The organism is Shewanella sp. 0m-8, from assembly GCF_052977265.1.
This window is the reverse complement of the sequence record NZ_JBRIMB010000005.1, coordinates 63,060-77,217: the sequence shown is the minus strand read 5'-3', so window position 1 is coordinate 77,217 and position 14,158 is coordinate 63,060. Positions and strand designations below refer to the sequence as shown.

The following is a 14,158-nucleotide window of genomic DNA, read 5'->3' as shown; positions in this document are numbered from 1 at the left end:
CATGAAGCTAAGATCATGGCAGCAAGCTTGCGTAACTAAAGCGCTTAGCCTCTATCAATCACAAAGCCACTTTATGTGCCTAGCAACTCCTGGAGCAGGTAAAACGGTCATGGCTGCAGAGCTCTCAGCAAGACTCATCGAGATGGGTACTATTGATTTTGTTTTGTGCTTCTCACCATCATCTGAGGTTAATGAAAGTATCCGTTCTACATTTTCTCGTCGATTAAAAAAACGTTTTGACGGTTTAATAGGAGCAATTGGTAGTGTTTATACCTACCAATCGATGCCCTCTTTAACAGCTGAATTCTGGCAGCTTCTAAATAGTCATAACGTTTTGGTTATTATGGATGAGGTACATCATTTAAAAGGAGTTGAACTTAATGATGCTAATGCTTGGGGTGAAGAAGTTCTTCTCAATATACAAAATAAGGCCCGATATACATTAGCCCTTTCTGGCACCCCTTGGCGTTCAGACTCTGCACCGATTGTCCTATCACGGTTTACTGAGCCCGATAATACAGTTCATTGTGATTTTATTTATGGTTTAAAGCAGGCTATTGCTGACGGCGTATGCAGACAACCGCATATTACACTCATTGATAATGAAGAAATTAAATTAGATATTAATGAAGAATCAGAGACATTTACCTCGATAGCAGCTCTTTTAGAAGGCTCTAGTTACAGCTATCGTTCATTATTAAATAATCAACAAATCACGCACTATATGCTTAAAAAAGGCGTTAGTAAGCTAGAAGATGTTCGTAAAAGCACTCCCCTAGCAGGCGGACTTATTGTTGCTTCATCTATTAAGCACGCTAAACAACTTTATCAAATGCTAGTGACCGACTTTAAGCAAACTGTCTGTATCGTTACCTCCAAGTTGAAGCATCCATCACACGCGATTAAATCTTTTAGAGAGAGCGATATTCAATGGATAGTCAGTGTTGGTATGATCTCTGAGGGCACTGATATTCCAAGGCTACAGGTTTGTTGTCACCTGAGTCGAATCAAAACAGAGATGCATTACCGCCAGGTGTTAGGTCGGATCTTACGAGTCACTTCCTGTGATGCTCAACAAGCTTGGTTATTCACTTTAGCTGAAGCTAGCCTTATTGAATTTGCTTATCGTATCGATCAGGATCTTCCTGAAATGTCGGTCGTTTTTGAACAAGATGAGCAACAAGAACTAAACTTGGGTTCATTTCATAAACCGACCTCTACAGAGTTTAATCACGACATAATCAGCAACCTACACTTCCCTGATATATCACTAGCCACTAAAGCAGCCATGCCACCACATCTAACTGATATCGAGGAAGAGAACAGTTACAACTTGGCCCTGTTAGGCGGATACAAAGAGCAAATAGTGAGAATGTTTGATACTCATTTACTGAGTAGTTGAGCTAAGGTCTATAAATTAGTTTTGAGGTATTTTACAAACGACACAAGACTTCCCTCAATCATTTCAAACTCAAAATATCATTGAGCGCCATCGGCTTAGTATATTTTGGTCCGATGGTAAGCTGATCAACAGTTTGCATATCGGAGTTTATCCGTGAAGCACTTTCAACCTCTACTAATTCCAACCTTTCAAGAGGAAGTTCAAATACATTAGGTTGTCCTGGAACCATAGAAGCGTAAACAATGCCTAAATGCGCTAGCAACATAGTATTATCCTGTTGTTGCAACGCAAGAATCAGTGCTTCTTGTAATAACTTTTTAATAAAACGATTTTCTCCTTTAGTTGCAGCAAACAAAGGGATTGCAATGGCAGGAGAGGCTAAATCTGGCGGTAATGCAAAGGGCATGCGGCTTGCCAACCCCTTTAGATACGACAGGTAATAACGCCTTTCATTAATATCTTTAAAATAGAAGTGCTTCAATATACGTCTACGAATAAGCCGAGATGCCCATTGAGGATCCTCGCAAATTTGTACAGCCCCTGGCGTTCCGACAAATGCGATGGGGACCTGAGCCTCTTCGCTTATGTATTTTAGTGAGTTACCAATGGCTTGACGCTCTTGCTTACTTTTATATTCAAGGATCTCTTGAAACTCATTAATAATAATCAGCTCAACCTGAGCACGTTTCAAAGCAATGACTAACTTCTGCTCCAGATTTGTAGCAAAGCCCCTGCGCTTATATTGACTAGTCCCAAATAGCTCAAGATCATGAAGCATTTGCACTAAGGTACTATCTAAATCCCGTTTAGCCGAGATACGAGTTAGTAATACAGGTATCTGCCTGCTATTTGATTCGCTAGCCAACGCCTTAGCTTTATAATGGTCAATTAGTGCACTTTTCCCTGTTCCAGCCTCACCAGTTATCAAAATGCATTGCTGGTCTTTAGAGAGCAAACGTCGAGCTCGTAGATTATCCAGTTCATCGATTATACCTTTCACATAAGGGTGCTCTATATAACACAAGGAAAACTGCGTCGCTGTAGCCATTATATCCATAATTAAAACGCCTCTATGTCATCACTGTCCCAATCGAAGGTGCCTATTTTATTGCTATCATTTTCAGGCACCTCCGCAGATGGTAAAGCTTGTGAGGTATTCATTGGTATCGTTACATGAGCAGTATTACTGTCAATGCCTTGGTATTTTGCTAACTTCTTCATTCCTTTTTGCTTTTGTTTGTTAGCCAATGCTTGATTGACCATCTGATCAATTTCCAACCGGCTCTGCGCAATCGATACTGAGTCTTGAGAGTCGGTAACGTTTTTTCGGCGATTCTTAATATTGACCTTGTGCTGAGTTAGCGTGAGACCAATGGTATAGTCATCGGGATCTTTAGCGGGCACCTTGAGGTAGCACTCTTGCTGTTCAAGATAAACATAAATGTAGCTTAAATCATGAGGGTTAATTTTAATATCAGCTTTCAAGCCACGCTTAGAGGCAACTGGCGTGTATTTTCGATACTCCAATAACTCCGGTGAATCGTACCGCAAGTGCAAAAACTGTATACCATCTTTTGAAATAGAACGAGTGTCTAAAATTCCTAGTTTGACACACAGATGCTCTTGGTCATCACCGGTATATTGGATCGGTGGGTAAACAGACATCCCCTCATACCATTTTGCAATTGGCACTCGTGTTTTTCGGTCATCTGCTTTTTGGTTATAAACCTCAATAATCCATTTGTGCAGTAATTCATTAAACAAACTAAAACTTATGGCAGCTTCTTTATCAGGTTGATAATCCCCTTTGGCATCTACACTTCTAAAGTTTTTCCCTGGAAGTGAGTCTAAAAACTCAGTGTTTAACGTTCTAAAGAAGCGCTCGACTTTGGGCTTTTTCCAAGGTTTGCCAACGGGATTGTAACTCGTGTTAATACCAAGCTCTTTACAAGCTGACTCTAACGAATCCCCCCAAAACTCAACCCCATTATCAACGACTAAAAGCTCAATTTTTCCATGGCAAGGCCACTCGGTATTAATACTTGAAAATCTATCTATTACATCATCTTTGCTCAGCATCGTATTAATTAATGCTGCTCGAATAGATAAATAACTAGGCTCATTAAAACTGACGTAAAAACCCACAACACAACTACTGTAGCAATCAACGAGTGCGGTAATGGTTGGCCGACCAATCACGGTCTGGTTATCTTCCATTAATACGGTGAAATCTAGTACAGTATGGTCAATCTCTACTCGCTCCATCACACTGGTTGGCTCAGCAAATTTATCACCCAGTTTGTATTTTTTTTGCACATAGCTACGACCAAAACGAGCTAAGTCAACATCATAGGGTTCTAAATTTTTAATACGAGCATTAAAGCCAGTATAGGAAATAGGAACAATTTCTCCTGAAACTAAACGGCTATTTTCGACTTGAATTAGATCCCAATAATAACGATAGGTAGTTGCGATACTTGGACGCTCCTTTCGCAAATACTTATCTTCTAATGCTTTATTAAAATAAAAATCCCCACTGCTATTTTTAAGGCTTCTGTTACCTTTTTTGCCATGGGAGGGAATAAGTGCAGTTATACAGAAATTAGACTTTCGAAACTTACTATACCAAGCAGCAATAGCACGCCACTTTGGCTTAGATTCATTATCATAGGAGGTCATCTGTGCCAGCAGAGGATCAATATTCTTCTGGGTCCAGCCTCCATCTATACGTTTTTCAATAAACCTGATGTAGTGCAAACGCTTTTTAGTTTCATATTGAATTGGTTGATCATACATCTCGAGAGATTTGCTAGCATTAATACTAATCGAGACTTCGGCATCATTATTTACACTAAAAAGCTCTGCATCTAGCTCGTCAATTTCATCCCGAAATAGGTCAGTATCTTCATCCATGGGCGATAGAGAGTTCAGTATCTAAACCAAAAGGAGTCGCATCTAAGTCAAACTGTATTAGCCCCTGTGATGCGCCAATTAGAACCAGTTTATTAAGTTGCCCTTGGGTTAACTTGGATTCATCAAGTAACTCACGCACTGTCACGACACCAAGCCTACGTACCAATGACAATACCCATTCAATTTGAGTATTGTATTTTGAATCTCCAGAATAGCGGTGTAACAGTTTAAGGTTATTAAGTAGTGGACCTTTGTGTAGCTGTCGTTCCGTGATCAATCTGAGTTCTATACCAAGCTCAATACAAGACTGCTGTTTATGCTTAAACCTGTGCTTTACCTCTGGATCACTAGCCTCTTTTGAACACTTAACTTCATAGTAGATCTGCTTACCATCTGCGCTTGAGACCAGAAAGTCGGGGGTATAAGGAAGGGACTTACCGTAATATTGGTAATAAAAACCGATAGGTTGTGCTTCAAAGGCTGACACCGACTTACTGTATTCAAAATGAAAGCAAGCATCAAACTCTAATGAAGACTCTAGCGTTAACGAAGCACGATTCTTTAAGCTAGCGAACTTAAAGAGATTCTTCACGCGAGAGTGCTTTATGTTTCTTTGATACATAAAAACACTCGGATGTAGTTAAATGACAAATAAACACTACACTATGTAAACTTATAGTTCAAATTATGTACACTTATTTGTCGCTATGCAGACTTATATGTAATTTATGCAGACTTATGCTTTAAACAACACCAATGCCAAAACGTTACGCTTTATATCATCCCACTAAGCTGTCATCGCCGCTTTTACGTAAACATCGAAACGATTTTTCTTAGTGGCAATCACCATGCTCGGTTTGACGCCATCTAAATCATCAGCATAATCAGGGCGCTTAACCACTACGCGCTTAGTGGCTAATGACATTGCAGGTGCAAGTAAGCCGTCGGCATCAAGATCGGCACCAACTAACGACTGGAACACGCGCATCTCTTTTTTCACTAATGCTGACTTTTCACGGTGCGGATACATAGGATCTAAATACACCACATCCACTTCGATATTCGACGCCCCTGCCGCATCGGCGAGTGAATCAATGCTCGAACCATGAAACAAGCTCATACGCTCTCGCATCCAGTTACCAATTTCGGCATCTTCATAGGCACGGCGCAGGCCATCTTCTAATAACGCAGCCACAATCGGGTGACGCTCAACCATTAACACCTTGCAACCTAAACTTGCCAGTACAAAGGCGTCACGCCCAAGCCCTGCGGTACCATCAACCACTGTAGGCATTACGCCCTGTTTAAGTCCTACCGCTTTGGCGATTGACTGGCCGCGACCACCACCAAATTTACGACGATGGGCAACCGCGCCTGAAACGAAATCTACAGAGATCCCTTTCAGCTTTGGCTCATCGCGCTTGATTAACGTCAGGATATTATCTTCAAAGACCAACTCAAACTCTGCATTAGGATCATAAACCAGTCCCCAGCGCTCGCAGGCCGATTCGATTGTTGGGTAATGTCGATTAAAGAAAATGCTGGTCACAATTAGGCTCTACGTTTGAGTGTTAACCTGCAGATAATACCACTCCTCGCGATGAAACCATATCAGCCGCCAATGCCTGTTTTGCAGAAATCAGGCTTATTTTGCTCAATGCCCCCACTCAAAAAGCCTCAAAACAGCTCAAAACGGCTGAAATCGGCCTAAAAAACTTCAATATAACTATAAATAGGTAGCTGTTCACGTTGCGCTATCGGTGCTTGAGGCACACTTTTTTGCGTCGTTGATAAATCAAGCGACTTAAAGAAAATATATAAAGAGAGATAAGTGATGATGAACGCAAACAAATTCAAAACAAGACTGTGCTATGCCACGCTTGTAGCAGCCTGCTCAATGAGCATCGTGGCTTGTTCCGGCGATGATGGTAAAGACGGTGAAGATGGCAAGCCAGGTGGTAACGTAACCACGCAGGCTAAAGTGCTTACAGTAACAATCGATAAAACGACAATTACCGATAACACGCTAACGATTGATTTTAGCGCTGAGAGCGAATTAGCGATTCCAGTGGTAAAGATTGCCGCAATTAAGTTAAACGCAGCCCAGTTAATGCCGCAAGTTGAAGGCGAGCGTTCACAGTGGCAAAAACTTGCTGGTGAAACCTGTTCACCCGCTAAAGGCTGTGCAGGCACATTAGTCGACAACATGAACGGCAGCTACAGCTACACCATGAGTGCAGCTTTAGTTGCTGGCGATATCAGCCACAATGGCGAATACACCCAGCGCGTATTATTTAGCGTTTTAGAAACGGACAACCTGCCAGCAACTGAAGTTATCTCTGACTTCAATCTTGATGGTAGCGAAATCACCAACAATCGCAGCATCATCGACGGCAGTTCTTGCCTAAGCTGTCACGATGATATCGCCTCGATTAAACATGGCGGTGCCAACATTGAAAACTGCGCCAGCTGCCACACCAATAACAACATGGATAATCCTGCCATGGTTTGGCCGGTATTAGCACACACTGCGCATATTGGTATAACCCCGCAGGCACTAGGCAACTGTACCACTTGTCACGCAAAAGAAATCAGCGAGACTGAGCTACAAGCGACTAACTGGAACCAAGTGCCAACGCGTGAGGCTTGTTCAAGCTGTCACAAAATGACCACCAATCCAGTATATGACCATAGCACTCAGCCTGATAACGGTAACTGCTTAACCTGTCACTCACCAGAGAATACTTACGATGTTCATATGAGTAACTCAGAGAAAGCAGTAGAGGAAGATCAGCGCAATATCGTCAACATCAGCCTTGAAGACGCTAAGCTCGTAGAAAAAAACGGTGAGCACTTTGCTGAAATCAGCTTTGCCATGCTTGATAGACAAGGGCAACGTATTGCTGTTGCAAACAATAACCCTGCTGATGCCGACTGGATTAAAAACCTGCAGCTTTATGTAAACTGGGGCACCTCGGTGGACTTTACCACCAGCCGCGGTTACAGCATTTTTGTTAAGAGTAACAAGAAAGACATCACCCAAGATGGCAGCGGAAACACTCCCGCTGGCGAACGTGAGCGTACACCACTAAACAAGTCTCAAGACAACGTATTTACTTACCTAATGGGCCCAGTTGTTACCCAAGATGCTATTTCTGGCGACTTGATTGATGACGCAGGCTTTATTACTAACCGCTTTATTTACTGCTTCGACGACGCGCAAAACCTCGTGAGCTGCGATCAAGCAGGACATACTAAAAATGCAGAAGCTAACAAGCGCTGGTTCTTCAACAAAGACGGCCTAACTGACGCACCTGAAGCTAAGCGTCCTTTGATTGTTAGCAACAAGACTTGTGGAACGTGCCATGGCTACGATGAGTTTAACGACAACTCAGAGCTTGCTTGTCGTAACTGTCATAGTCGCAAGACTGAGATCAACAAAGAGCTAGCAGATACCACCTGTTTCTCTGGTCACGATCACGACGAACTGGGCGAGCATGTACGTCCATTTGAAGAGCGCGCTATGATGCCAGGCGGTAAGCCAGGTTTCTTAAGCTCAACAGCCGACATTGTTGATCCATGCTTAGCTTGTCATAACCCGAACACCCCGCCAACTCAAGCAATTCGAGAAATGCACACTAAAGCAAGTGATTGGGACTATGTTGAGCAGCTTACGGTAAGCCATCCAGACCACAAGGTATGGATGCACTCACTGCACACCAATCAACGTGCGACCCAAGATCGTGCAAACGGCGTGCGTAATATTGAGTTCCCTGCTGATAAAGCTAACTGTTACCGCTGTCACGAAGGCGATACCTTCGGTGTTGAACGCCTAACGGCAGTCGGTCGCCCATTGGCACTGGATCTAGATTACAACCCAGATTCAAGAGCACACCCAGCGATTGATATCACTGTTGATGCGTATACTTCACCAGTTTCTGCAACGTGTTATGCCTGCCATGCTAAGCAAGAAGATGCTGACGGTAAGATGGTGATCAACAAAGCGGTACGTGCACACATGGAGCAAAACGGCGGCCGATTTGGCGTTACAGCCAACGAATTACAAGTAGAAGCTTGCGCCGTTTGCCATTCGCTAGACAACCTTAAACAGGTGCATAACCTTTAAGGTTAAACCCAAAAAGTAATTGATGTCCCTGCAAGCACATCAGCAGCCCAACGCTTTGCGTTGGGCTGCAACTTTTATCAAGAGTTAGCAAAGTTCGCGCGGCGATTCCCTTTACGAGTTTGATCAGAATTTGCCATTGATATACGTAAGTCGATTTTCTTATACCAGCAAACTTGTTGCGCTAGCCTGCAAGCTAGCTATAAAGCAGGAACTGGATCAAAGTTTACGGGCTTCAATTTCCCCAGCTATAAACGTCAGAATATACTCAATTAGATAACTGTTTTATTAGAGAATTTCTGTGCAATTAACGCCAACGCTAAGCTTAAACGTGACTCAACAGCACCTAGTCGATGCTGAGGATTTATCACGTATCGAACTCAGCTATGCCGAAACAGCCGTTCTGCAGTTAATGCTCAAACATCAGGGCACGTTAATCACCCGTGAAGCCTTATTAGAAGCAGGTTGGCACGACAGAGTGGTTTCAGCATCATCATTACAACAGTGCGTTAGTGTATTGAGAAAAAAACTAGCCAACTATCCAGAAGTTGAGCTCAAGACCATTCCTAGGCATGGCTATGTATTACACCTATCAGGTCACAACCAAGCACTCTCTACCATAAAAAAGCCAACAGCCGTCCTGCTTTTTTCCATTGCCATTATCATCTTTAGCCTATTACTCGGCTACGCTTATCTCACTCATAGCCAAACGCCTTATAACGAAAACCTGATTGCGAGTCAGCTCAGTAATGTCGCGGGTGAGGTACATGTGTTTACCCCTGCAATAGATCGAGCATTGAGCCCTGATATCATCAATCAGCGTTTTGCTAACCAGATCGGTAACGAACCTAATTGGCTGGCACCATTTAACGCATTTACCAGTTTCGCCCTACTCAGCGCCAAGATGGACAGCTTTGCCATCTGTCCGGATTATCAACACGGTCAATGCAGTGGAAAACAGCTGATCAACATTAGCGCTGAAAAAGACCACGGTAGCCAACTCGCCCTGTCTGATTTTTTGACCACTAAAATAAGAATGGAGCAAAAAACCTATAATAAGCTAGACCTGCCAGAGCTTAGAAAGCATCAGGGCAACTTAAAAGAGCAGATTTACCATGGCGATCTATATTTTTCGTTTGATAACAATCGTCTCGTTCGCAGCGATATCCGTATATCTCTGGTCGATTTAGCACCTGATAGCGGCATTTTTTACTTTGCCGCCTGTATCACCGATGAAGACTGCTATACCACGCCTATTCGCTACGAGATCCGTGGCCAATTCAAGCGCACCACAGAAAAATGGCAACAACGTCAGGTGGAACGCTTTGATATCGAAGTCGGTAAAACCACATTGTCTTCACCCAACGCGCTATCAGATACCGCACAAATCATCTATCTAGCGTTAAGAAAACAACATCTAACTCAAGCGAGCTTAAGCTTTTATCGCATCTACCAAGACGACGGCACAGCCATTTGGCAACTACCATTAGTCGACGAAAATATTATGTGGATGCAGCGACAAACTCTCAAATTATGATACCGAGCAGGAGTTGTTGTATAATCAGCGTTCTCTCCATCTTTGGTTTTAAACGCAATGTTAAGTTATCGTCACGGCTATCACGCAGGCAATTATGCCGATGTTCTCAAGCACGCTATTTTGCTGCAAGTGCTAAAACTCATGCACAAAAAAGACAAGCCTATGGCTTATATCGACACCCATGCGGGTGCGGGTGGCTACGCGTTAACCGATGAGTTTTCTAAGAAAACTGGCGAATACTTAGATGGTGTAGCCAGACTGTGGGACAGAACAGATTTACCTGAGTCATTAGTGCAATACATAGAAGATGTAAAACACTTCAACCAAGGTAAACAAGATCTGGAGTTTTACCCAGGCTCTCCTGCCTTTGTAGACATGAATATGCGTGAAAAAGATCGCATGGTATTACACGAACTGCATGGCACTGACTTTCTCACCTTGGAAGAACAGTTTGCAGGCGATCGCCACGTTCGTGTGATCAAAGGCGATGGCCTTAAAGGTCTTATCGCTGCAGTGCCGCCACTTGAGCGTCGCGGCGTGATTTTGATCGATCCAAGTTATGAGATTAAAACCGACTACCAAGACGTAGCAAAAGCGATTATTAAAGCTCATAAACGCTTTTCAACTGGTGTATTCATGCTTTGGTACCCCGTTGTAGACCGAGACCAAACTGAAGGTATGCTTAAGCTATTAGCCCAGAGCGGTATTAAAAATCAACTTCGTATCGAGCAAGCGATTAGACCCGATAACAATGATTTTGGTATGACGGCAGCAGGCCTATGGGTTATTAACCCACCTTGGCAGCTCGATACTACCGCCAAAGAGATGCTCGACTATTTAGAGCGTCGCATTGGTCATAACGGCGGCAAAACAACTGTTAAGCAAGAAGTGCCGGAATAAAGAAAGAGCTTAAAAGATAGATCCTAGGTCCGAGGTTCTAGGTCCTAGGAAAAGCTAAGACGAGAACGGGCTTCGCCCTGCTGGGACGTGACTGCGTCACTTCGAGAGCGCGACGTTGTCGCTTCTAGAAAAGGCTTAAAAGATAGGTTCTAGGCCCTAGGAAAATCCAAGACAGTAAAGCACCAATCAAAAGATTACCGGCGCGATGTGTCAGCTTTAGCCTTTGCTTTTAGCTTTCCTAGCAGCCAACTTGTTGGCGTCCTAGCAGTGAGCCTGCGAACGTCCTAGAACCTAGGTCAAATCTCCTAACCTGATGCTTATAAACACTCTTGGTCATCATTCAGCTGACGGCTAAATACCCCAAAAATTGCATTTAAGATACCGACTTCGACATCTTTATTATTTTGAGTTGATGCTGTCGAACTCCCACCAATTGATTCTCGCTGCTCTCTTTGCTGTTCGTTACTGTGAGCGCCGCTAACAAAATCACAGCCTGCATTTGCCACTGAGTTTGATGAACATCCCACACTGTTCAATGCCAACATAACCAGCAAGATTACCGAAATCCGTTTCATATTATTCCTTTATAATCGTTCCTTTATTAAACACTACCACTTTTGAGTTGCTAGATCCTAGGCCTAAGGAAATGCCAAGACGGAAAAGCTTAAAAGACAGGTTCTAGGTGCGGGGTTCTAGGCCCTAGGAAAAGCTTAAAAAATAGGTTCTAGGTGCGAGGTTCTAGGCCCTAGAAAAATCCAAGATTTAAAAGAAACAAGCAACAGATTCAGGCTCCATGAATCGGCTTTAGCCTTTGCTTTTAGCTTTCCTAGCAGCCAACTTGTTGGCGTCCTAGTAGGTGCGTAGCACCGTCCTAGCAGTGAGCCTGCGAACGCCCTAGTACCTGCTTTCCTGTTATTGCAGCACCGAGTGCAACTCTTCAAATAACCAATGCATCACCGGGCCTATCTGCTTATCGCGGCGATTGACCACGCCCATCTCTACCAATAACGGATCTGTAATATATTCACTCGATAGCGCGGTTAAATCTTCAATATACCAATCTGATTTTGCTACATGGTCTGGCACTAACGCCCAGCCCACACCTTGTAGCACTAAAGCGATGATGTAGTAATAGCTGTCTATATACCAATAATGGCCTGATAACGGCTTAGTTTGAGACTGGCCTGTAATGTCACAAATCGCCAGCTGCCGGTATAACATTAACTGCTCAAGGGTCGGCGCAGGAATAGAGGCCAGCGGGTGAGTCGGCGCGACCACTAAGCTATGCTTAAACTGGCCTATCGACATAAAATCTAGTGAGTCTGGCAACATAGTCGAGGTGTGGAACATAATGCCAATATCTGCACGCCCCGCATCAACCCATAGAGCGATATCTTCTTGTGAGCCATTGATAATGGTGAGCTTTAGTAGCGGGAATTGAGTCGAAATCCGTTGAAACAGGGCTTCAAATGCGTTTACTGGTACAGCTTCATCCATCGCAAATGTTAGCACCACTTCTTCACCAGATGTCACCGTCATCGCCCGCGCATTGAGTCGCTGGCACTGGGCTAGCACCGACTGCGCCTCGATAAACATCTCCTCACCTAAAGGCGTCAGCATGGGTAGTTTGGCGCTGCGGTCAAATAACTCAAACCCTAAACTAGCTTCTAAATTACTGATGGCAGTACTAATTCTAGATTGCGCCTTGCCCATCTTTCTGGCTGCCGCCGAAAATGAGCCTAACTTAACCGAATTAACAAATGCATTAAGCTCGTCTAACGTCCAATTCATCGCTTCACCTGCCAATCAACCTATATCTAAAACAGATAGTAACTAACTTTATTCAATCTTAAATACAGAGTAATGTGCCGCCCACTATTCATCAACCTTTACACGCAAATGTTAGCTCCGATCCCCGAAGATACTCATAATCACTCTATTAGCCGTACTTTTTGGCGTTACACCCTACCTGCAATCGCCGCCATGCTGGTTAACGGCCTATATCAAATTGTCGACGGTATCTTTATCGGTCATTACATAGGTTATGAAGGCTTAGCCGCAATTAACATGGCTTGGCCAGTGATCTACTTTATGGTGGGTTTTGGCATCATGATCGGCATGGGGAGCGGGAGTTTGCTCTCAATTCAACGTGGTAAAGGTGACACTCGTGCAGCGCCGACTATTTTGACCACTAGCTTACTGTTGATGCTAGGTCTTGCGCTTATATCGACCACCATTTTGTCGCAGTTCAGTACTTTCTTTATTGAGGCCCAAGGTGGCGCGGGGGCCACTCTGGGGATGGCGCAAGATTATATCGGGGTGTTCATATGGGGAGCAGCGGCGACAATAATAGCCTCGGCACTACCACTGCTGATCCGCAATGATGAAAGCCCTAACATTGCCACTGGCTTAATGGTGCTAGGTGCGCTTGTCAATATTGGCTTAGATTACCTGCTTATTGGTGTCTTTAACTTTGGCTTGCTTGGCGCAGCAATCGCGACCATTAGTGCTCAATCTATCGTCTGTATCTTAGGACTTATTTATTTTTGTACACGTATCAGCAATATACGTTGGCCTGCAAAGTTTACGTATTTCAAGATACCCTTTGCCAAGCAGATCATGCTGTTAGGCTCATCTAGCCTATTTATGTATCTTTATACCAGTTTCGTTTTTGCGCTGCATAATCGACTGTTTATGGAATATGGCACGCCGCTAACAGTCGGCGCTTTTGCGATTGTTGGCTACCTCATGGTGCTGTATTACTTAGTCGCTGAGGGGGTGGCGGAAGGCCTACAGCCACCAGTGAGTTATTACTATGGCGCAGAGCAGCACGAAAACATTAACAAGATGCTAAAGCTATCGGTCAAGGTCACCCTGATTGCAGGCGTTAGCTGGATAACCTTGTTGAATGTCATACCGCACGCCATGGTTGGGCTATTTAATAGCAATGATTCAGAGCTGATTGCAACGGCGGTTGATGGGATCAGACTGCACCTGTTTGCTATGCCACTCGACGGTTTTATCGCTCTGTCTTCGGTGTACTTTATGGCGACGAATCAAGGGGTGAAAGCCCTCGCGATAGCATGCGGGAATATGCTTATCCAGCTGCCATTTTTATATGTTTTGCCAAAAATAATGGGCGTTGATGGCGTGTGGATGGCGATGCCAATCTCTAATATCGTACTGTGTTTTATCGTGGTGCCTATGGTTTGGCTGGATGTTAAAGCACGCTCGCGAACAGTGGGCTTAACGGTAAACAATCCTATTTTGGCGGCAGCCTAAT

The 14,158-nt window shown here is 43.9% G+C and carries 11 protein-coding genes; 5 read left to right on the top strand and 6 right to left on the bottom strand.

The features are described from left to right. Position 1 precedes the first annotated feature (1 nt). The gene (locus ACVBIO_RS03895) at positions 2 to 1,402 is read left to right on the top strand and encodes a DEAD/DEAH box helicase (RefSeq protein WP_447172024.1); all 1,401 of its coding nucleotides are present in this window, start codon (positions 2 to 4) and stop codon (positions 1,400 to 1,402) included. Positions 1,403 to 1,460: 58 nt separating this feature from the next. On the opposite strand, the gene ACVBIO_RS03890 is transcribed toward ACVBIO_RS03895, so the two are convergent. The 4 genes from ACVBIO_RS03890 to ACVBIO_RS03875 all read right to left on the bottom strand — a co-directional run bounded on the left by ACVBIO_RS03890 (position 1,461) and on the right by ACVBIO_RS03875 (position 5,864). Next, positions 1,461 to 2,459 carry a TniB family NTP-binding protein gene (locus ACVBIO_RS03890; protein ID WP_447172023.1) on the bottom strand — a complete coding sequence of 333 codons (999 nt, stop codon included), beginning with the start codon at positions 2,457 to 2,459 and terminating at the stop codon, positions 1,461 to 1,463. A gap of 2 nt (positions 2,460 to 2,461) precedes the next feature. Further along, the gene (locus ACVBIO_RS03885; RefSeq protein WP_447172022.1) at positions 2,462 to 4,315 is read right to left on the bottom strand and encodes a Mu transposase C-terminal domain-containing protein; all 1,854 of its coding nucleotides are present in this window, start codon (positions 4,313 to 4,315) and stop codon (positions 2,462 to 2,464) included. Next, on the bottom strand, positions 4,308 to 4,907 hold the full coding sequence (locus ACVBIO_RS03880; protein ID WP_447172021.1) for a TnsA endonuclease N-terminal domain-containing protein: 600 nt from the start codon (positions 4,905 to 4,907) through the stop codon (positions 4,308 to 4,310). The genes ACVBIO_RS03885 and ACVBIO_RS03880 overlap by 8 nt, the downstream gene beginning before the upstream one ends. 195 nt (positions 4,908 to 5,102) lie before the next feature. Beyond that, on the bottom strand, positions 5,103 to 5,864 hold the full coding sequence (locus tag ACVBIO_RS03875) for a class I SAM-dependent methyltransferase (protein ID WP_447163063.1): 762 nt from the start codon (positions 5,862 to 5,864) through the stop codon (positions 5,103 to 5,105). A gap of 285 nt (positions 5,865 to 6,149) precedes the next feature. On the opposite strand from ACVBIO_RS03875, the gene ACVBIO_RS03870 reads away from it, so the two are divergent. The 3 genes from ACVBIO_RS03870 (at position 6,150) to ACVBIO_RS03860 (ending at position 10,875) form a co-directional block, all read left to right on the top strand. After that, positions 6,150 to 8,441, top strand: a complete 2,292-nt coding sequence (locus ACVBIO_RS03870; RefSeq protein WP_447172020.1) for a multiheme c-type cytochrome — start codon at positions 6,150 to 6,152, stop codon at positions 8,439 to 8,441. A 298-nt stretch (positions 8,442 to 8,739) separates the two neighbouring features. Next, entirely contained in the window at positions 8,740 to 9,975 is a 1,236-nt protein-coding gene (locus ACVBIO_RS03865; protein WP_447163065.1) for a winged helix-turn-helix domain-containing protein, read from the top strand. A gap of 57 nt (positions 9,976 to 10,032) precedes the next feature. Next, the gene (locus ACVBIO_RS03860; protein WP_447159014.1) at positions 10,033 to 10,875 is read left to right on the top strand and encodes a 23S rRNA (adenine(2030)-N(6))-methyltransferase RlmJ; all 843 of its coding nucleotides are present in this window, start codon (positions 10,033 to 10,035) and stop codon (positions 10,873 to 10,875) included. Between the two features lie 317 nt (positions 10,876 to 11,192). Here the strand turns inward: ACVBIO_RS03860 and ACVBIO_RS03855 are convergent, their stop codons facing one another. Both ACVBIO_RS03855 and ACVBIO_RS03850 read right to left on the bottom strand, forming a co-directional pair. Further along, positions 11,193 to 11,450, bottom strand: a complete 258-nt coding sequence (locus ACVBIO_RS03855; RefSeq protein WP_447169093.1) for a hypothetical protein — start codon at positions 11,448 to 11,450, stop codon at positions 11,193 to 11,195. A 337-nt stretch (positions 11,451 to 11,787) separates the two neighbouring features. After that, positions 11,788 to 12,666 (bottom strand): LysR family transcriptional regulator, encoded by an 879-nt coding sequence (locus ACVBIO_RS03850; protein WP_447172019.1) that lies wholly within the window; start codon positions 12,664 to 12,666, stop codon positions 11,788 to 11,790. 108 nt (positions 12,667 to 12,774) lie between these two features. Here ACVBIO_RS03850 and ACVBIO_RS03845 point away from each other — a divergent pair, with 108 nt between their 5' ends. Further along, entirely contained in the window at positions 12,775 to 14,157 is a 1,383-nt protein-coding gene (locus tag ACVBIO_RS03845; protein ID WP_447163140.1) for an MATE family efflux transporter, read from the top strand. The last annotated feature ends 1 nt before the right edge of the window (position 14,158 follow it).

Coding starts and splice junctions, on each gene's coding strand:
- ACVBIO_RS03860 (WP_447159014.1), top strand. CDS start 10,033: ATGTTAAGTTATCGTCACGGCTATCACGCAGGCAATTATGCCGATGTT.
- ACVBIO_RS03890 (WP_447172023.1), bottom strand. CDS start 2,459: ATGGATATAATGGCTACAGCGACGCAGTTTTCCTTGTGTTATATAGAG.
- ACVBIO_RS03870 (WP_447172020.1), top strand. CDS start 6,150: ATGATGAACGCAAACAAATTCAAAACAAGACTGTGCTATGCCACGCTT.
- ACVBIO_RS03850 (WP_447172019.1), bottom strand. CDS start 12,666: ATGAATTGGACGTTAGACGAGCTTAATGCATTTGTTAATTCGGTTAAG.
- ACVBIO_RS03885 (WP_447172022.1), bottom strand. CDS start 4,315: ATGGATGAAGATACTGACCTATTTCGGGATGAAATTGACGAGCTAGAT.
- ACVBIO_RS03855 (WP_447169093.1), bottom strand. CDS start 11,450: ATGAAACGGATTTCGGTAATCTTGCTGGTTATGTTGGCATTGAACAGT.
- ACVBIO_RS03845 (WP_447163140.1), top strand. CDS start 12,775: ATGTTAGCTCCGATCCCCGAAGATACTCATAATCACTCTATTAGCCGT.
- ACVBIO_RS03895 (WP_447172024.1), top strand. CDS start 2: ATGAAGCTAAGATCATGGCAGCAAGCTTGCGTAACTAAAGCGCTTAGC.